Raw genomic sequence first — 18,464 nt, forward strand, 5'->3', positions numbered from 1 at the left:
TGAAAACGTTTAAATTATATTTTTAAAAGGTGGTCAGTGTAATGAAAAGAATTTTTGAAATCGATCCATGGAAAGTAGTCACACATGAATTTAAACCCGAAGAAAAACGACTCCAAGAAAGTATGACAAGTATTGGAAACGAATACATGGGTATGCGTGGGATGTTTGAAGAAACATATTCCGGCGATACACATAAAGGTATTTATCTTGGGGGCGTTTGGTATCCAGATAAGACACGTGTTGGTTGGTGGAAGAACGGTTATCCTGAATATTTTGGTAAAGTTATCAATGCGGTCGACTTCACTAAAGTTGACATCAAGTTGAACGGCTCTTCTGTTGACTTGGCTAAGGATGAATTTTCAGACTTTGAACTTGCACTCGACATGAAGAAAGGGATCTTGAACCGGAGCTTTATCGTTGAAAAAGACGGTCAAAAATTCCGTTTGAACTTTGAACGTTTTGTCAGTGTAGCACAAAAAGAACTCTACGCTTCCAAGATCACGGTTGAAAACTTAAACGATACTGAAGCAAACGTTGAGATCAAATCATACATTGATGCGGATGTTTTTAATGAAGATGCAAACTATGATGAAAAATTCTGGAATGTTTTGGCACAAAATGTAGCTAAAACACATATGTCTTTAACGGCACAAACGATCCCAAATAACTTTGGTACACCACAGTTTACAACTGAAATGTTAGCTGACCACGTAACAGATCTACGACCAATGGCAGCCGAAACGACTGAAAAGAGCGTAGTCAATATCTTTGCAGGCCAAGTTGCGGCTGGTCAAATAGTAGCCTTTGAAAAACGCGTGATCGTGGTAACTTCACGTGATTACGATACACAAGAAGCTTTAACACAAGCTACGCAAACTTTGAGCCAAAAACAAGCTGAAAAATCATTTGAAGAATTGAAAACAGAACAAGCAGCTGGTTGGGCTAAGCGTTGGGAGAAAGCTGATGTTGAGATCTCAGGTAATGCTGAATCACAACAAGGTATTCGTTTCAACTTGTTCCAACTCTTCTCAACTTACTACGGTGATGATGCCCGCTTAAACATCGGGCCAAAAGGTTTCACCGGTGAAAAATATGGTGGTGCCACATACTGGGATACAGAAGCTTTCGCAGTTCCATTGTATTTAGCTTTAGCTGACGAATCGGTGACAAAGAACTTGCTCAAGTATCGCTATGATCAATTAGAAGGGGCTTACCACAATGCACAACAACAAGGTTTGAAGGGTGCATTGTATCCAATGGTGACTTTCAATGGGATCGAATGCCACAACGAATGGGAGATCACATTTGAAGAGATCCACCGTAACGGAACGATTGCCTATGCAATCTACAACTATACTCGTTACACCGGCGATGAAGAATATGCGACCCACAACGGCTTTGATGTCTTAGTCGGGATCGCACGCTTCTGGGCTGATCGTGTGCATTACTCCAAGCGCAAGGGTCAATACATGATCCACGGCGTAACGGGACCAAACGAATACGAAAACAATGTCAATAACAACTGGTACACCAACATGTTGGCTAAATGGTGCTTGAACTATGCAAATGAGATCGCTGATAAAGTTTCAGCTGAAAAATTAGCTCAACTCGATCTTGGCGAAGCAGAACGTCAAAAATGGCATGAAATTGCGGATAACATGTACTTGCCTGAAGATCAAGAACTCGGGATCTTCGTTCAACATGATACCTTCTTAGACAAAGATCTGACACCAGTTAAAGATCTTCCAGAAGGACAATTACCATTGAACCAAAACTGGTCATGGGATAAGATCTTGCGGTCACCATATATCAAACAAGCTGATGTTTTACAAGGGATCTATTACTTTGTAGAAGACTTCACGCCAGAACAAAAAGAAAAGAACTTTGATTTCTACGAACCATTGACCGTGCATGAATCAAGTCTTTCTCCATCGATCCACTCTGTTTTAGCTGCTGACCTTCACAAAGAAGATAAAGCTTTTGAAATGTATTCACGGACAGCACGCTTAGACTTGGATAACTATAACAACGATACTGAAGATGGCTTGCACATCACTTCAATGACTGGTTCATGGTTAGCGATCGTTCAAGGCTTTGCAGGGATGCGTGTGATCGATGGTGAACTTGAATTTGCACCATTCTTACCTAAGGAATGGGACGGCTACAAGTTCCGGATCAACTTCCGCGGCCGTTTATTGAGCATCGAAGTCGATAAGACAGGTTCTAAGATCGAATTGTTGAAGGGTGAACCTTTGAAGATCAAGTTAAATGGCGAAGAAACAGAATTAACAGTAAAATAGGAGGAAACTAATGAAAGGTGCAATTTTTGATTTAGACGGTGTGATCACCGATACAGCGAAGTTTCACTTTGAAGCTTGGAGCCAACTAGCAAAAGAACAATTAGGACTAGTTTTGCCTGCTGAATTTGAAGCTGAATTAAAAGGGATCAGTCGGACTGATTCTTTGATCAAGATCTTGGAATTTGGTGGTTTACGTGATAACTATACTGAAGAAGAGATCTTGGCGATGGCCGAAAAGAAAAATGGCTATTACTTGCAAGCAATCGAAACTTTGACAAAAGAAGATATTTTGCCAGGGATCACCCGTTTGATCGGTGAATTAAAAGATCATGGTGTTAAATTATCAATTGCTTCAGCTTCCAAGAATGCGCCGGCGATCTTAGAAAAGTTAGGCTTATTGGACGAGTTTGATGCGATCGCTGATCCAAGTAAAGTCGCTAACGGCAAACCAGCACCCGACATCTTCTTAGCTGGTGCCAAAGCAGTTGAGCTTGAACCAAAGGATTGCGTTGGAGTCGAAGATGCTGTTTCGGGTGTAGCTGCGATTAAAGCTGCGAAAATGACAGCGGTGGCCGTAGGAGATGAGACTGAATTAGCTCAAGCAGATGTAGTCGTTCCAACGACAGCAGATTTCTCCTATGCCCTTTTTGAAAAGACATGGGAAGCTGCTAAATAAGTAAATAATTTTAGAGGTCAGGGGGAAACTCTGGCTTCTTTTTTGTCCTCTCGACTAAAATCTATGTTATGATTCAAATAAGAGTATTTTAGAGAATGGGGAGAGTAATTTGGCTTATTGGCAAGGTTTATTGATCGGTTTTGCCTTCGTGGCACCGATAGGGATGCAAAATGTGTATGTGTTCAACAACGGCTTATCATATAAATTGAGTCGAGCTTGGCTGTATACTTTTTTAGTTTGGGTCTTTGATGCGCTCTTTTGTTTAGCGGCTTTCTATGGTATCGGGGCTTTGATCACCCATAATCATACGTTGAAATTATTTATCATGTTAGCCGGTGGTCTCTTGACGGCTTATATCGGCTGGGGGATCATCCGGGCCGCTAACCAACGTGCTTTGACGAGTGATGATAACAAGATCAGCTTAAAACAAGCGATCACGACCGCTTTTGTAGTCAGTTGGGCTAATCCGCAAGCTTTGATCGATGGGACGATGATGTTGGGGGCTAGTCGCGGGACTTTGACCTTTGCTGAAAGTATCTTTTTCATCATCGGAGTCGTCAGTGCTTCCTTTATTTGGGATATGGGGATGACAACAGCATTTAATGTCTTTCGTCACAAGATCCCAGATAAACTGCTGTTGTGGATCAATTTGATCAGCGGGATCATTGTTGTTGCTTACGGTATTTTCTTATTTGTCGAAGGTGGCAAACAATTATTTTAATAGACCGACAATAAATAAAGCGGGCCTCACTACGTATTTGTATCGTGGTGAGACCCGCTTTTCTGCGCACTGTGATATAGTCGTGCTCCAGAATGCAACTCCTAGAAAATAACACCACCCCAACTCCGAGGCAAAAAGCGCCTCAAAGTTGGGGTGCCGTTATTTTTACGGAGCTTCCCGCATTCTTCCGCACTGTGATCAAAAAACGTTCGCGATCTTAGTTAGTTGTTTTTGGCAATGCTTTAACGAAAGATCGCAGCTGGTGCAACAATTTGTTAAACCTTCAATATGTAGTGTGGTAAAATCCTTTAATCCGTGGAAGGCCAAAAGCTTTTGGAGATATTTATTTCCCAGGTTATGTTTGTGTTTATATGTGTCCCAAAAATACTTGAGTGTTCTGGGATGATAGGTCCAATCTGTTGCTTGGAGATGCAAGGCTTTTTTGTGTGGTGCCAGCTCGCTCAATGTTGCTACGATCAGATTTAAGTATTGTTTGAGCTCCGCGGGTAAGAACCGTTGTTGGATCGGAGCGACGAAAAGATATTTATCAGCAAGCATAAAATTATTAAGCCATTCATCATGCTCGCAAAGCAATTTTTGTTCAAACGCTGATAGTGGCTTTTGATGTTGCTTTTTCCGCAAGGCCATTAACATTTGTGAGTTTAGCGTAGGTGTACCACCATTGATAAGATCGTGAAAAATGATCCGATCTTTGGGGTGAGCTTGCTAATAATTTGTAATAAAATGTTGGTTAAGCCGATCCAAATGCGTACTTTTATCTTTGGCGTATGCTTGGATGACTAAAAGTGTTGACATAATAATACCTCTAGTTCTTTATCTATAAAAATTTATGATATGCCAACTTAGTGGGGATGTCAACCTGCCAAAGTGAAGGGAGTATAAAAAGCCACCTAGAGTAATTGATCCTCTAGGTGGCATTTATTCTATTCTTCTTCGTTATATGGATCGATCAGTAAGGCTTCAGCTAAGAGAAGTTCTTCATAGATAAAGTAGGCTTCTTCAAATGTGAGCTTGCCTTCGTGGATCGCTTGGCGAATATAGGCGCGTTCGGCAAAGAAACAGCGCTGGAAGATCCTGACCTGCATATGTTGAAAACGTGAATTACGGATCTTTGGTAATCGAGTGATCCGATGCCAACGCTTGGTAAATTCTTTCAAGGTCGATTCGCGGGATTGGTCTTTTAAATAGGCGATCACGAGGTTTGTTATCGGTGTCGGTAACTTCATTTTGTGAACTTCAGTGATCCCGGCTTGGACCATTTCTGAGCGAACTTGGTCAAGTTTGGCTAAAGTTTCAGCGCGATTGGGTTCTTTAGGTAAGATGAAGCGTAAGACGATCGTTGGAACTAGCATGCTTAAAATGATCAAAGTCAATTCGGACATCAAGATCAGATTAAAGTGTTCGCTGGCAACTCCCAGACCAGGTAGTGTGAAAACTAAGGCTAGTGTAACCGCCCCATGAACACCGCCGATCGCAAACAGCCATGCATCTAAATTATTTTCCTTTAATTTGAAACGTGCATAACAGTAGCGGACGAGTAGATTGACGAGATACAAGATCAAACCACTCAAGCCCCAGAGCGAAATATTCAACCAGCTGAATTGTTCAAGCATGATCTTGGTCGAGGTGATCCCAAAGACGACAAAAACCAAACTATTCAATAGATCAGCGAAGACTCGCTGGAATTCCCGGGCAGTAAAGTTTTGGCGCGCATCAGCAAATAAGGCGACGCGTTCCTCGCTGTTATGCAACAGACCTGAGACAACAACGGCGATGATCCCAGAGAGATGAAGTTCCTCAGCGATGATATAGATCATAAACGGGGTAACCAGATAGATCAGCGTTTGGATCGAAACGGTATTGATGAAAACACGCAAAATGTGTTGTCTAAAATACATTAATAACATTGAGATGATAAAGCCGACCAGAACACCACCAATAGCCGAAACGAAAAAGTCGGTCATGATATGCTGGATACTCAATTCATCTAACACGAGCCAGACAGCAGTTGCTTGCAGTAAGACTAGCCCAGAAGCATCGTTAAATAGCGATTCGAGTTTTAAAAGGGAGTTGGTCTTTTTGGGTAATTCAAGTCCTTCCGAAACAGAAGCGGTCGCGGTCGCATCGGTCGGAGTGCTGATCGCTGCCATAACAAAGGCCAAAGGCAACGATAAACCCAGGAAATAGTGCAACGAAAACCCAGCAAGCAAGGTACTTAAGGCCACCATGATAACGGTGATCCCCACGATGACTTTTAGATGGTGACGCACAAAACTAAAAGCAGTAGCTTGTCCTTCATAAAAGAGCAAGGGTGCGACTAATAAGATCATGAAAACTTCGGCATTGAATGTGGCAACGTGTTGACTGACAGGTGGTATCAGGCCACATAAGATCCCCACAAAGATACTCACATAGTTAGGTGAAATTTTGGGAATATATTTTGATACGATCAAACTAAAAATAGCTGCAAAAATCAAAATAAAGGCTGTAGCTAACACTAGATGGACCTCCTTGATAAATTTAGGTTGTTTACAATTTTAACATGTTTTTAGTCCAAAAATTAGCCCTTAACGAAATTTTGGACTAGAATAGAGTTAGTAAATATTTTAGGGGGCTTTATAATGACAAAAACAGCAGCAGTGATGATCGCACCTGGTTGTGAAGAAGTTGAAGCACTATCAAGCGTTGACGTTTTACGGCGTGCCGGGATCAAATGTGATATGGTCGGTTTATTCGATAAGATCGTCAATGGTGACCATAATATCGTGTTGACTTGTGATAAGGTCATGGATGAAAGTTTATTGGACTATGATATCGTGATCTTCCCAGGTGGCTTGCCCGGTTCAGAAGCCTTGCGGGACAACGAGACATTGCGTCAGTTCATGGTCGAACGTAAAAAAGCTGGTAAGTGGAATGCAGCGATGTGTGCTGCGCCAATCGCTTTTGCACGCTATGGCTTGTTGGATGATAGCCAATATACGTTATATCCAGGAATGGAAGCTGGGATCGCAGATGAAGTCAAAAACGGTAACTTTGACGAAGCTTTAGTTGTCGTAGATGAAAAGAATCATTTGATCACCAGTCGCGGACCAGCCACAGCTTGGGCTTATGCTTATGAGATCGCCAAAGTTTTAGGCACAGACGTGGATAAATTAAAAGATGGTATGCTTTACAACATGTTGATGTTGAGCCGTTAGTGATGAGAGACCAGAAGTTATTTTCTGGTCTTTTTTTGCGTACTGTTCGTAGGCGTGCTGCGCATTGTGTTATAGTCGTATTACACACTGTGTTCAAAATTTGGTACCTTTCTCCTAAATAATGTATCCTTAAGGTAGAAATAATTGGACAAATTGAATATAACGGAGGATGAGATCATGAATAAATTTTCAAAAGTGACCTTGGCGTTACTCTGTACGGTCGTTTTGGCGGGGTGCTCCAGTAATAATGAATCAAAAACCAATGCTAAAGAACAAAGCACCTCTCAAACGACTAAAAAGAGCAGTAGCCAAAAGCAAAGCTCGACTAGTCAGGATAAAGATAAAGAAAGTCAAAGTTCTGAACAAAGCAGTAGCCAAGAACAGAGCTCAAACACCGAAAGTAGTGCGACCGATGAAAGTCAAGCAGCGGCTAATAAACTTTCTAATAACGAATTGATGCAACAAGGTGCGATCTCGATGCGCCAAAATTTGGGAGATACTGCCCTTGTAGCGACACTATCCGGCAAAGAAGATAGTCATAAAAAAGTTAGCGTCTCTTATAGTGGCGATCTAAATAACTATACTGCTAACTATTATCTCGAAAATGACGCTAAACCAGTCAACGATGAAAGCTTAAAAGATAAATCACCATACGCTACTTTGACAAAGAAAACTTATGCTTCGACCGATGAAGCAGTTAGCCAGATCGAGTATCAAAATGATGCTTCACAAGGGAATTTACCTAAGATCAGCTTAGGTTACGGCTTGCAAGCTACCGTCAATAGCGGTGCCGGGCAACGCTACTTGCATTGGAATGAAGGAAACTGGTCCTTTACCATGCATGGAAGCCCATTTGCCGGTGAAGATCCAGCAACAGCTGCCCGCAAGGCCGTTACCCTTTTGGAACGCTATCGTTTACCAGCACCATCACAACGTGGGAGTGGTCGCTTGGAAGCTTCCAACAAAGCAGGCTTTTTGACCCAATCGCTTACTTGGAATAAAGATAATGTGGTCTACGAATTTAAGGCTGATAATTTAGAAACTTTAGTTCTAGTAGCAGCTAGTTTACAGTAAAAAATTTAGTTTAAAAAAATTCTAAAAAACCTTTATTAACCCCAGTATATAAAGATTGACAAATAGATTTACTAGACTATACTAAGAGTTGTACCAAAGAAAAATAAAAAGTGAGGCGTTCTTAGATGAATTACATTGGGCAAGAGATTCAAGATTTTTCAGTTAAGGCATATCAGCAGGGCGAATTAAAGGATGTCACCAAAAAAGACGTTTTGGGTAAATGGAGCGTGTTCTTCTTTTATCCAGCTGACTTCTCCTTTGTCTGCCCAACTGAATTAGAAGATTTACAAGCTAAATATTCCCAATTCAAGGCAGCTGGAGCAGAGATCTACTCTGTTTCCGAAGATACTGAGTTTGTGCATAAAGCATGGGCTGAAGCTTCTGATGGTATCGGTAAGATCGAATATCCGATGTTAGCTGATCCAGCTGGTAAATTAGCTAAAGCATTTGATGTATTGAATGAGGAACTCGGTCAAACATACCGTGCTGCCTTCATCGTTGATCCAGATGGTGTGATCCAATCATATACGATCAACAACATGGGGATCGGCCGGAACGCCTCTGAGATCTTCAGAACGCTTCAAGCAGCCTCCTTTGTACGCGCACATGGCGATAAGGTCTGCCCAGCTAGCTGGCAACCAGGCGATGATGTGTTGGAACCAGGCTTAGATCTAGTTGGTAAATTATAATTAAAGAATGAGACTGAAAAAAGTCAAAAAAATAAGATGATCTGTAGCACACGGATCATCTTATTTTTTGGCGCGGAAATCTGTAGAGTTATCCCGGGTTATTTTTCATGTCGCAATAAATAAAGGTACCGCAGCATCACTGCACTCAAAATCACAGTGATCGCCCAGATCGTATGGATCCCCCAAAGTTTTTCCAACTCAGCTGAACACAGAGCACCGAGCGCAAAAGCAAGGGTGATCGCTAAATATAATTTAGCTGCATGCTTATCAGCTAAACTGTGAGAGAAGAAAAATCCGTTCCAAGCGATCATGCCTTTTTTGATATTTCCCGTGGAAAAGGAGTTGTTGTAGGGGATGCCCTCGATCTTGCTAAATGAAGTCGTTTGGATCCCGACCCCAAAGGCCAGTGGTGGCACGACTAGATAGTCGGGGGTACTGACGGGCAAGAAACCGATCACTAGACAAGCCAAGATACAGGGGAACAATGATAAAGGTTTGACATAGGGAGAGTCTAGTTTTTTAGCGAGGAAGCTGATGACAAAGATCCCTAAAATAAAGAAGATAAAGGTAAAAAAGCGCGTTTCCGTGATCGTAAGTCCCTTGCTGGCAATATCGACGGCTAAGAAGACGATGTTACCGGTCTGCCCCGCGACCAGCGAATGTTCCCGCAAGACATAGGTATAGGCATCGATATAGCCACCACAAAATGCTAAAGTCAGCCCGGTCAAAAGCGATTGGGCGTATTTTTGTTTGATGATTTCATAATTATTGATAAGACCACTTCCAGATAAAAAATTAACTATCTCTTATTTTAGCACTTGCCGTAGTTTTGAGTACGTATTTTGTGGCTGATTCCGATATAATTAAAATTGGGCGCGGGGCCCGTGAATACCAAAAAGGAGAGAATGCATATGTATACAGAACAGATCAAAGCAGTTCAAGGGGCTGCGAGTAAGAAGTTAGCTTTTTTGCGTCAAAATCCGCTGGGGTATTTTCTATTATCCATGTTAGCGGGAATGTATATCGGTTTTGGGATCTTATTAGCCTTTACCGTCAGTGGACAGTTGCAAGGTGCTCCAAGCACTAAGTTGTTGATGGGGACAGTTTTTGGCGTGGCACTTAGCTTAGTGATCATCGCTGGGGGCGAGTTGTTTACTGGCAATAATTTTGTTTTAGCAGTTGGAGCTTTGACTAAGCAAAATACGTGGTTTCAGGCAAGCTATCTATGGGTGATCTGCTGGTTAGGTAATGCTTGTGGAGCGATCTTATTGGCAATTCTATATAATGCGACCGGTTTGCAAGTCGACGGGGTGGCCAAAGCACTTACTGCGACTGCTGTGGTCAAGATGACGGCTGGTCCAGTAGCCTTGCTCATGCGGGGGATCTTGTGTAATATCCTCGTCTGTTTAGCGCTATGGTCGAGTTTTCAGACAAAAAATGATGCTGCTAAATTGATCATGGTCTTTTGGTGTTTATTGGCCTTTTTTACGACTGGTTTTGAGCATAGTGTGGCCAATATGACTTTACTGACGGCAGCACTTATCGAACCAGCTGGGCAAGTGATCACAGTCGGAGCGTGGCTGTATAATCTGTTTTGGATCTCGTTAGGAAATATGCTAGGAGCGATCTGCTTTTTAGCCGTACCGTATGTGATCGCAGCTAAAAAATAAATCATAGACTCATAGTTTTGACTATGGGTCTTTTTAAAAGCGGGAAATGTTTAGTATAATGGAGATTAGTTTCTATTTTGGTAAAGGGGTGGCAAATTATGAAAGAACCAATTATTTCTTTTAAAAATGTCGTTAAAAGCTACGATGACGATGTCCCAGTGTTGAAAAAAGTCAGCTTTGATATCGAAGAGGGCAAATTCTATACACTTTTAGGGCCATCTGGTTGTGGTAAAACGACGATCTTACGGATGATCGCAGGTTTTTCAGAGCCGACTGCAGGTGATATTTACTTTGAGGGAAAGCGGATCAACGATATTCCTGCGAATAAACGTCAAGTTAATACCGTTTTTCAAGATTATGCGCTCTTTCCGCATATGAATGTTTTTGATAATATCGCTTTTGGATTGAAGATCAAAAAGACACCGAAAGCAGAAATTGAAACTAAAGTCAAAGAAGCCTTGCGCTTAGTGCAGTTAGCCGGTTATGAAAAGCGTGGGATCAGCGAGATGTCTGGGGGACAACGGCAACGTGTTGCTATTGCCCGGGCAATCGTCAATGAACCTAAGATCTTATTGCTAGATGAACCTTTATCAGCTTTAGACCATAAATTGCGGCTAAACATGCAATATGAATTGCGCGAGTTACAACAACGTCTGGGGATCACCTTTATTTTCGTGACCCATGACCAAGAAGAAGCTTTGGCGATGAGTGACGAGATCTTTGTTTTAAATAACGGAAATATCGTGCAAAGTGGTAGTCCGGTCGATATTTACGATGAGCCGATCAATCACTATGTAGCTGATTTTATCGGTGAAAGTAACATTGTCGATGGGGTGATGATCCAGGATTGTCTTGTAAAATTTGCCGGCAAAGAATTTGAATGTGTGGATGAGGGGATGCGTCCAAACGAACCAGTCGAAGTCGTTTTGCGACCTGAAGATCTCGAGTTGACCACGGTCCAAGCGGGTAAATTAAAGGTCAAGGTCGATACCCAATTATTCCGCGGGGTCCATTATGAGATCGTCTGTCATGATGAGATGGGCAATGAATGGATCGTGCATTCGACCAAAAAAGCTCAAGTCGACAGTGAGATCGGCTTGTACTTTGATCCCGAAGATATCCATGTTATGCGTTTCAATGAAACAGAAGCAGAATTTGATGCACGTTTAGAAAGTTACGACGATTAAGGGGGACAATATGAAAAAGTATAATACTTTATTAGCAGTCCCATATTTTCTCTGGTTGCTCTTTTTTGTTCTAGCACCAGTTGTTTTGGTGATCGGATATTCTTTTTTTGATCAAAGTGGACATTTTACTTTAGCTAATTACGCAGAGTATTTTGGTTCGGGCAAGTATCTATTGATGACGTTCAATTCGGTCTGGTATGCTTTTTTGATCACCTTGATCACACTTTTGATCAGTTATCCAACGGCGTATTTTTTGACAAAATTAAAGCATAAAGATCTGTGGTTGTTGTTGATCATTTTACCGACATGGATCAATTTATTGTTAAAAGCGTATGCCTTCATCGGGATCTTCGGCGTTCATGGTGGTTTGAACAGCTTTTTAGGCTTTTTTGGGATCTTACCCAAGCAATTACTGTTCACCGATTTTAGCTTTTTGATCGTGGCAGTCTATATCCAGTTGCCCTTTATGATCATCCCGCTTTTCAACGCCCTGGAGGAATTGCCACCGTCATTTATTGCCGCTAGCAAAGATCTTGGGGCCAGTTCGACGCAGACATTTTTTAAAGTGGTCTTTCCATTATCGTTAAATGGGGTCAAAAGTGGGGTCCAAGCGGTCTTTATCCCGTCACTTTCGCTCTTCATGTTGACGCGTTTGATCGGGGGAAATCGCGTGATCACCCTGGGGACGGCGATCGAAGAGCATTTCATGGTGACACAAAACTGGGGCAAAGGGGCAACGATCGGGGTCGTTTTGATCATTGCAATGGTGATCGTGATGCTCTTTACTGGTGAAAAGAAAGCAGGTGGCAAATGATGCAACAAACTAGATCTAAATGGGCAGATCTGTATTTGGTCTTAGTCTTTATCTTTTTATATTTGCCGATCTTTTATTTGGTCTGGTATTCTTTTAACGCAGGCGATACGATGAATGATTTTACCGGCTTTTCGTTGCGCCATTTTAGTGAGTTGTTTTCCGATACACGGCTGGTGATCATCTTGCTAAATACCTTCTTATTGGCGTTTTTGTCGGCGTTGATCGCTACGGTGATCGGGACTTTTGGGGCGTTATTTATCTATTATTTGAGAAAACGACGTCACCGCAATACATTATTATCGTTGAACAATATCTTGATCGTTTCGCCCGACGTAACGATCGGGGCTAGCTTTTTGATCTTATTTATCACGTTAGGCTCGATCTTTAGTGGCTTTTCGCTCGGTTTTTGGACGGTACTTTTGGCGCATGTCAGCTTTAGTATCCCGATCGTAGTCTTGATGATCTTGCCAAAACTTCAAGAGATGAATGACTCGATGATCACGGCTGGCTATGATCTTGGGGCCAATAACCGCCAGATCCTAAAAGATATCATCTTGCCGTATCTTTCACCAGGGATCATCGCCGGGTATTTTATGGCATTTACCTATTCGCTCGATGATTTTGCGGTCACTTTTTTTGTGACAGGAAATGGGTTTACCACCCTTTCAGTCGAGATCTATTCGCGGGCGCGGCGCGGTGTCAGTTTAGAGATCAATGCCCTAAGTACGCTAGTCTTCTTATTTGCACTTGTATTGGTAGTCGGTTATTACTACATCAGTAAGGATAACCAACCACGCTCCAAGAAAAAGAAACGGGGGCTCTTGCGATGAAAAAATTACGTTCACTTTTGATCGGGATCCTCTTGATCATTGGCTTGCTCTTTTTAGGGACGGTTTGGCTCGAACGCTCGACCGGTATGTCAGATGCTAAAGTTTTGAACATTTATAACTGGGGCGACTACATCGATCCTAAATTGATCACCAAATTTGAAAAGCAGACGGGTTATAAGGTCAATTATGAGACGTTTGATTCAAATGAAGCGATGTTGACGAAGATCAAACAAGGCGGGACTTCGTATGATATCGCGGTTCCAAGTGACTATATGATCCAGAAGATGAAAAAAGAGCATCTTTTGTTGAAACTCGATCACAGTAAGTTACCGAATTTAAAAAATATCGATCCTCAGTTTATGGATCTCGCCTTTGATCAGCATAATGAGTATTCAGTACCGTATTTTTGGGGAACTTTAGGGATCATTTATAATGATAAATTCTATCAAGCTTCACAGTTCAAGACATGGAATGATCTCTGGGATCCACAGTTGAAAAACAAGATCATGTTCATTGATGGGGCGCGTGAATTTATGGGGATCGGTCTGGCTAGCATGGGAAGATCGCTCAACAGTAAAAATGATGCTGATCTTGATCGAGCCTACAATAAGCTCAAGGCTTTGACACCTAATGCCAAAGCGATCGTTTCCGATGAGATCAAGACATACATGGCAAATGAAGAGAGCAGTGTAGCGGTGACCTTTTCGGGGGAAGCGGCTGACATGATGGAAAAAAATAGTCATTTGCATTATGTGATCCCAGAAGGTGGGACTAATCTGTGGTTTGATAATTTGGTGATCCCCAAGACAGCTAAAAATAAGCAGGGCGCCTATGAATTTATCAATTTCATGTTAGATCCTAAAAATGCGGCGCAAAACACGGAATACATCGGTTATTCCACTCCAAATAAAGCGGCATTGAAATATTTGCCAAAAGCGATCACTTCCAATAAGGAATTTTATCCAAGTGCTGCTCGGATCAAACAGATGGAGATCTACGAAGACCTAGGTCCTAAGTATTTGGAAAAATATAACGACCTATTTTTGGAACTAAAAATGTATCGAAATTAGAAAAGGCAAATCGTTTTTAATCATGGTTTAAACTAGGGTATAATGTGCAGTGAGGAGTAGAACTCCTTTAAGTATGCTACACGTAGTAAGTTTCAAAAATGCATTGTGTGATGTAGAGATTCGCTCTTTATATTACGATGTATATCCTCAACCCAGGCAAGTGCGAGTGATAGCGCACTTGTCTTTTTTTATATCACAGTGCGGAAAAATGCGGGTAGCTCCGTAGAAATAACGGCATCGCAAGTTTGAGAAGCACGACTACGATCACAGGATGCAAAAAAAGAGCTGGGAGATATCTCCCAGCTCTTTTAATGATATTTACCTTCCACAGTAAATATCGCACCGTATAATAGAAACTTCAGAATAACATGGTTTTGGTAGATTGTCAATTATATTCGAAATTTTTAATTTGATTATAAATATTAGCGCTTGCTAAAAGTTTGGCTTTATGTTATAAAATAAGTGAGGGGTCTAAAGATTCCCACAATTAGGGCGTCCAAATGTTAGTCACTGTTCCTATAATTAGGTTGGAGGGTGATGGAACCAACAAGTTGAGTTTAAAACCAAAAAATGTTGTAGTCTCTTTAGGCAAACGCCACTAATTGCAATTAGTAAAGAGGATCTTGTTGAGTGCTTCTGGAAAGCGAACAGGATCAAAAACAGATAAAGGATGTGGGGAAGATTACTCCTTATAGTAATTTAACAGCCACGTACTCAGTTTCTTGATGATATCTTAGGAGCAACAGGTGAACCTCCAAGATGATGTTTCCGAGTATTATTTACTGAGTACGGGCTGTTTTTTTGTGTCCTACATTCGCACTTATATTTATGGGGGATGGATAGATGTGTGCTAAAAAAGTGACGATCCGTGAAGTTGCCAAACGCGCTGGTGTCTCGATCGCAACGGTTTCACAGATTTTAAATGGTAAAGCGATGAAGTTTGATCCACTGACAGTTCAAAAAGTTCAAGCAGCTCGAGATGAATTAGGTTATGAAGCAGATCATTTGGCACGCCAAATGGTCGGTAAACAGAGTAAAACGATCGGGATCCTCGTGCCGGAGATAACTAACTCATTTTTCAGTACTTTAGTCAAAGGCATCGAAGAAGAGCTGTTACACTCGGGTTATATTTCAATGCTATGCAATGGGGGCTTTAATGGAGCTAAGGAAGAAAAAGCCTTGCTCGAACTAGCCCAAAGAGGGGTCGATGGCTTTATCATTGCTAGCCCTTCGATCTCAGATGAAGTATTAAAAGAGATTTTACAGATCAAAAAGCGTCCAGTCATTGTGCTAGATCAAAAAACGACCGTCGAACGCAGTGATGAGGTCGCGACCGATGATTTCAATGGTGGTTTATTGGCGGCACAGTATCTAAAAAAGATGGGTCATACAAAGGTTGCTGTAGTTGTACCTGATTTAGCAACGGTCAACATTATGCATCGGCTCCAGGGATTTCTAGTTGAATTTCCTCAAGCACTCCAGCTCAAGACAGAGCTTTCCAAAAACGGGGGCCAAGCAGTTGTCGCTGAGTTATTAGACCAAAAGATCGAGGCGGTTTTTGCGCTTAGTGATGAATTGGCGTTTGGGATCTATTTAGGTATGAGACAAAATGATAAAAGTGTTCCAGATGACCTCAGTGTGATCGGCTATGATGATGTTGAGATGTGTCGCTATGTTACGCCCGCTTTGACGACTGTTGCCCAGCCGATCTATGAATTGGGCAAACAAGCAGCTGATCTAATGGTAAAACGGCTAGCGGATCCGACTAGCCCGTATGTTAAGCGGATCTTGCCGGTTGAATTAGCGATCCGGGGCTCAGTCAAAGTTAAAATTTGAAACGCTTTCAAAAGTGTGTTATATTCTAGGTGCAGTAATTAAAACGTTTTAATAAGTGCTACAAGTTACCAAAATTAATTTGCTAGAAAGACATGAGGTGGGTACAATGAATAAAGTAACAGTGATTGGAAGTATCAATTTAGACCGAACGATCAGAGTGAAAGAGATGGCTAAACCAGGTGAGACGATCCATGCCTCCGAAGTATTTTCAGCTGGTGGCGGTAAAGGTGCAAATCAAGCTGTAGCGGCTAAACGTTCTGGTGCCAAGACGGCTTTTATCGGGGCTGTTGGTAATGATGATGCTGGTAAGACGATGCGTGAACTTTTGGGTTACGAAGAGATCCAATTAGATGGGATCGCTGAATTGGATAAGGTCGCAACTGGACAAGCCTATATCGTTGTGGATGAAAAAGGCGAAAACAGTATTATGATCCATGCTGGGGCAAATGGCAAGATCACACCAGAACATGTAGTTGAACATGCGGACTTGATCAAAGAAAGTGATTTTGTGATCGCCCAATTTGAAAGCAATTTGGCAAGTACGATCAAAGCCTTTGAAGTAGCTCATCAAGCTGGCGTAAAGACGATTTTGAATCCAGCGCCTGCGATGCGAACAGTTCCCGAAGAATTGCTCAAGACGACGGATGTGATTGCACCTAATGAGACCGAAACTGAGATCTTGACTGGGATCAAAGTGGTCGATGAAGAAAGCATGCGAAAAGCGGCTGCTAAACTTCATGCTTTAGGGATCAAGGTGGTCTTGATCACGATCGGTAGCAAGGGTTCATTTTACAGCATGGACGGTCAAAGTGGGATCGTGCCAGCCTTTAAAGTTAAAGCAGTAGATACAACTGCAGCGGGCGATACGTTCATCGGTGCTTTGAGTACTGTGTTAAAACCTGACTTTAGCAATCTCGTTGAAGCAATCACATACGGTAATAAAGCTTCCTCACTGACTGTACAACGTTTTGGCGCCCAACCGTCAATTCCATACAAGCATGAATTAAATTAAAAAGAAGAAGGCATAATCATGAAAAAGACACAAGTCATTAATTCAGATATTTCCCGGGTAATTTCGCAAATGGGTCACTTTGACACATTGAGTATCGGTGATGCTGGAATGCCAGTACCACGTGAAACAGAAAAGATCGATCTAGCGGTTTCCAATGGTATTCCTAGCTTTCTCCAAGTTTTAGATAATGTGTTGACTGAATTAGAAGTTCAACGGGTATATTTAGCAGAAGAGATCAAGGACCAAAATTCAGCTCAGTTGGAAGCAATCAAAGAACGTTTCCCAGAAACAGAGATCGTCTTTATCCCACATGTTAAAATGAAACAAGACTTACACAAGTGTCATGCATTTATCCGTACCGGTGAAATGACACCATATTCCAACATTATTTTAGAGAGTGGCGTTACGTTTTAACGGTTAGGAGGAAATTGAATTGAATACAACGGCAATTTTAGTTGGTTTAGGACCATTATTAGGTTAGGGGCTTTACCCCACGATCGCATCTAAGATCGGCGGTAAACCGGTCAATCAGATCTTAGGTTCGACATTAGGGACCTTGATCTTTGCTTTAGTACTAGCGATGATCAAAGGTTTGGCACTTCCAAGTGGTGCAGCGCTCTTTTTCTCAGTTCTTTCTGGGATCGGTTGGGGAACGGCACAGATCATCACGTTCCACTCATTTACTTTGGTCGGCTCTTCAAAAGCAATGCCGATCACGACAGCTTTTCAATTATTAGGGGCGTCACTTTGGGGCGTATTTTACTTAGGCGATTGGCCGACTGCAACGGCTAAAACGATCGGCTTTATCGCACTTGCAGTTATCATTTTAGGCGCATGGATGACGGTCTGGAGTGAAAAGAAGACACCTGAAAACAAGAGTGCTTTGACCAAGGCTGTGGCTTTATTAGCCGTTGGTGAGATCGGCTACTGGTTATATTCTGCTGCACCGCAACAAGCCAAGATCGATGGGATGCATGCGTTCTTACCCCAAGCGATCGGGATGGTTTTAGCAGCGGTAGTCTATGCGATCATGATGACATTTAAGGGTAAGGAAAGATCACCATTTGTTGAGGCTGTTTCTTACAAACAGATCTTTTCTGGTTTCTTCTTTGCCTTCGCAGCGTTGACATATTTGATCTCGGCCCAACCAGATATGAATGGTCTAGCAACTGGCTTTATTTTGTCGCAAACATCAGTTGTACTAGCAACTTTGACCGGTATTTGGTTCTTAGGTCAAAAGAAGACTTCAAAAGAAATGGTAGTTACAGTATGTGGCCTAGTGTTGATCCTAGGCGCAGCTGCAGTGACTGTTATGCTATAACACAGTGCTTTTCGGAGCACGATTAAAAAAGTTTATAAAAATAATA

General features: G+C 41.9%; 16 protein-coding genes and 2 pseudogenes. 15 read left to right on the forward strand and 3 right to left on the reverse strand.

Annotated elements, in window-relative coordinates:
* Nucleotides 1-41 precede the first annotated feature (41 nt).
* The 3 genes from FC30_RS03330 (at nucleotide 42) to FC30_RS03340 (ending at nucleotide 3,697) form a co-directional block, all read left to right on the forward strand.
* The gene (locus FC30_RS03330; RefSeq protein WP_010689932.1) at nucleotides 42-2,300 is read left to right on the forward strand and encodes a glycoside hydrolase family 65 protein; all 2,259 of its coding nucleotides are present in this window, start codon (nucleotides 42-44) and stop codon (nucleotides 2,298-2,300) included.
* A gap of 10 nt (nucleotides 2,301-2,310) precedes the next feature.
* Entirely contained in the window at nucleotides 2,311-2,976 is a 666-nt protein-coding gene (pgmB, locus tag FC30_RS03335; protein WP_010689930.1) for a beta-phosphoglucomutase, read from the forward strand.
* Between the two features lie 109 nt (nucleotides 2,977-3,085).
* A complete protein-coding gene (locus FC30_RS03340; protein ID WP_010689928.1) occupies nucleotides 3,086-3,697 on the forward strand; it encodes a LysE/ArgO family amino acid transporter in 612 nt (203 codons plus the stop codon).
* Nucleotides 3,698-3,895: 198 nt separating this feature from the next.
* On the opposite strand, the pseudogene FC30_RS03345 reads toward FC30_RS03340, so the two are convergent.
* Nucleotides 3,896-4,408, reverse strand: a pseudogene (locus FC30_RS03345) (NAD(P)H-dependent oxidoreductase); the annotation flags it as partial.
* Nucleotides 4,409-4,641: 233 nt separating this feature from the next.
* The gene (locus tag FC30_RS03350) at nucleotides 4,642-6,216 is read right to left on the reverse strand and encodes a cation:proton antiporter (protein ID WP_010689926.1); all 1,575 of its coding nucleotides are present in this window, start codon (nucleotides 6,214-6,216) and stop codon (nucleotides 4,642-4,644) included.
* A 123-nt stretch (nucleotides 6,217-6,339) separates the two neighbouring features.
* Here FC30_RS03350 and FC30_RS03355 point away from each other — a divergent pair, with 123 nt between their 5' ends.
* The 3 genes from FC30_RS03355 (at nucleotide 6,340) to FC30_RS03365 (ending at nucleotide 8,678) form a co-directional block, all read left to right on the forward strand.
* Nucleotides 6,340-6,915 (forward strand): DJ-1 family glyoxalase III, encoded by a 576-nt coding sequence (locus FC30_RS03355; protein WP_010689924.1) that lies wholly within the window; start codon nucleotides 6,340-6,342, stop codon nucleotides 6,913-6,915.
* Between the two features lie 177 nt (nucleotides 6,916-7,092).
* The gene (locus FC30_RS03360) at nucleotides 7,093-7,989 is read left to right on the forward strand and encodes a hypothetical protein (protein WP_010689923.1); all 897 of its coding nucleotides are present in this window, start codon (nucleotides 7,093-7,095) and stop codon (nucleotides 7,987-7,989) included.
* A gap of 125 nt (nucleotides 7,990-8,114) precedes the next feature.
* A complete protein-coding gene (locus FC30_RS03365; RefSeq protein ID WP_010689920.1) occupies nucleotides 8,115-8,678 on the forward strand; it encodes a redoxin domain-containing protein in 564 nt (187 codons plus the stop codon).
* 98 nt (nucleotides 8,679-8,776) lie between these two features.
* Here the strand turns inward: FC30_RS03365 and FC30_RS03370 are convergent, their stop codons facing one another.
* Nucleotides 8,777-9,406, reverse strand: coding sequence for a YoaK family protein (locus tag FC30_RS03370; RefSeq protein WP_010689918.1), 630 nt, complete (start codon nucleotides 9,404-9,406; stop codon nucleotides 8,777-8,779).
* 183 nt (nucleotides 9,407-9,589) lie between these two features.
* Here FC30_RS03370 and FC30_RS03375 point away from each other — a divergent pair, with 183 nt between their 5' ends.
* The 9 genes and pseudogenes from FC30_RS03375 (at nucleotide 9,590) to rbsU (ending at nucleotide 18,418) form a co-directional block, all read left to right on the forward strand.
* Nucleotides 9,590-10,348, forward strand: coding sequence for a formate/nitrite transporter family protein (locus FC30_RS03375; protein ID WP_010689916.1), 759 nt, complete (start codon nucleotides 9,590-9,592; stop codon nucleotides 10,346-10,348).
* A 98-nt stretch (nucleotides 10,349-10,446) separates the two neighbouring features.
* Nucleotides 10,447-11,535: an ABC transporter ATP-binding protein gene (locus FC30_RS03380; protein WP_010689914.1), complete on the forward strand. Its 1,089-nt coding sequence runs from the start codon at nucleotides 10,447-10,449 to the stop codon at nucleotides 11,533-11,535.
* A 10-nt stretch (nucleotides 11,536-11,545) separates the two neighbouring features.
* Complete coding sequence (locus tag FC30_RS03385) at nucleotides 11,546-12,349, forward strand: ABC transporter permease (protein ID WP_010689911.1); 804 nt, start codon at nucleotides 11,546-11,548, stop codon at nucleotides 12,347-12,349.
* Entirely contained in the window at nucleotides 12,349-13,179 is an 831-nt protein-coding gene (locus FC30_RS03390) for an ABC transporter permease (RefSeq protein WP_010689906.1), read from the forward strand. Before FC30_RS03385 ends, FC30_RS03390 begins: the two co-directional genes overlap by 1 nt.
* Nucleotides 13,176-14,249, forward strand: coding sequence for an ABC transporter substrate-binding protein (locus FC30_RS03395; protein ID WP_010689904.1), 1,074 nt, complete (start codon nucleotides 13,176-13,178; stop codon nucleotides 14,247-14,249). The genes FC30_RS03390 and FC30_RS03395 overlap by 4 nt, the downstream gene beginning before the upstream one ends.
* A gap of 843 nt (nucleotides 14,250-15,092) precedes the next feature.
* Nucleotides 15,093-16,085, forward strand: a complete 993-nt coding sequence (rbsR, locus tag FC30_RS03400; protein WP_010689903.1) for a ribose utilization transcriptional repressor RbsR — start codon at nucleotides 15,093-15,095, stop codon at nucleotides 16,083-16,085.
* Nucleotides 16,086-16,191: 106 nt separating this feature from the next.
* Nucleotides 16,192-17,097, forward strand: a complete 906-nt coding sequence (rbsK, locus tag FC30_RS03405) for a ribokinase (RefSeq protein ID WP_010689901.1) — start codon at nucleotides 16,192-16,194, stop codon at nucleotides 17,095-17,097.
* Nucleotides 17,098-17,115: 18 nt separating this feature from the next.
* Nucleotides 17,116-17,511: a D-ribose pyranase gene (gene rbsD / locus FC30_RS03410; RefSeq protein WP_010689899.1), complete on the forward strand. Its 396-nt coding sequence runs from the start codon at nucleotides 17,116-17,118 to the stop codon at nucleotides 17,509-17,511.
* Between the two features lie 19 nt (nucleotides 17,512-17,530).
* Nucleotides 17,531-18,418: pseudogene (gene rbsU, locus FC30_RS03415) on the forward strand (ribose/proton symporter RbsU).
* The last annotated feature ends 46 nt before the right edge of the window (nucleotides 18,419-18,464 follow it).

The organism is Ligilactobacillus animalis KCTC 3501 = DSM 20602, from assembly GCF_001434535.1.
Taxonomy (GTDB): Bacteria; Bacillota; Bacilli; order Lactobacillales; family Lactobacillaceae; genus Ligilactobacillus; species Ligilactobacillus animalis.

Coding starts and splice junctions, on each gene's coding strand:
- FC30_RS03330 (WP_010689932.1), top strand. CDS start 42: ATGAAAAGAATTTTTGAAATCGATCCATGGAAAGTAGTCACACATGAA.
- pgmB (WP_010689930.1), top strand. CDS start 2,311: ATGAAAGGTGCAATTTTTGATTTAGACGGTGTGATCACCGATACAGCG.
- FC30_RS03355 (WP_010689924.1), top strand. CDS start 6,340: ATGACAAAAACAGCAGCAGTGATGATCGCACCTGGTTGTGAAGAAGTT.
- FC30_RS03360 (WP_010689923.1), top strand. CDS start 7,093: ATGAATAAATTTTCAAAAGTGACCTTGGCGTTACTCTGTACGGTCGTT.
- FC30_RS03365 (WP_010689920.1), top strand. CDS start 8,115: ATGAATTACATTGGGCAAGAGATTCAAGATTTTTCAGTTAAGGCATAT.
- FC30_RS03375 (WP_010689916.1), top strand. CDS start 9,590: ATGTATACAGAACAGATCAAAGCAGTTCAAGGGGCTGCGAGTAAGAAG.
- FC30_RS03380 (WP_010689914.1), top strand. CDS start 10,447: ATGAAAGAACCAATTATTTCTTTTAAAAATGTCGTTAAAAGCTACGAT.
- FC30_RS03385 (WP_010689911.1), top strand. CDS start 11,546: ATGAAAAAGTATAATACTTTATTAGCAGTCCCATATTTTCTCTGGTTG.
- FC30_RS03390 (WP_010689906.1), top strand. CDS start 12,349: ATGCAACAAACTAGATCTAAATGGGCAGATCTGTATTTGGTCTTAGTC.
- FC30_RS03395 (WP_010689904.1), top strand. CDS start 13,176: ATGAAAAAATTACGTTCACTTTTGATCGGGATCCTCTTGATCATTGGC.
- rbsR (WP_010689903.1), top strand. CDS start 15,093: ATGTGTGCTAAAAAAGTGACGATCCGTGAAGTTGCCAAACGCGCTGGT.
- rbsK (WP_010689901.1), top strand. CDS start 16,192: ATGAATAAAGTAACAGTGATTGGAAGTATCAATTTAGACCGAACGATC.
- rbsD (WP_010689899.1), top strand. CDS start 17,116: ATGAAAAAGACACAAGTCATTAATTCAGATATTTCCCGGGTAATTTCG.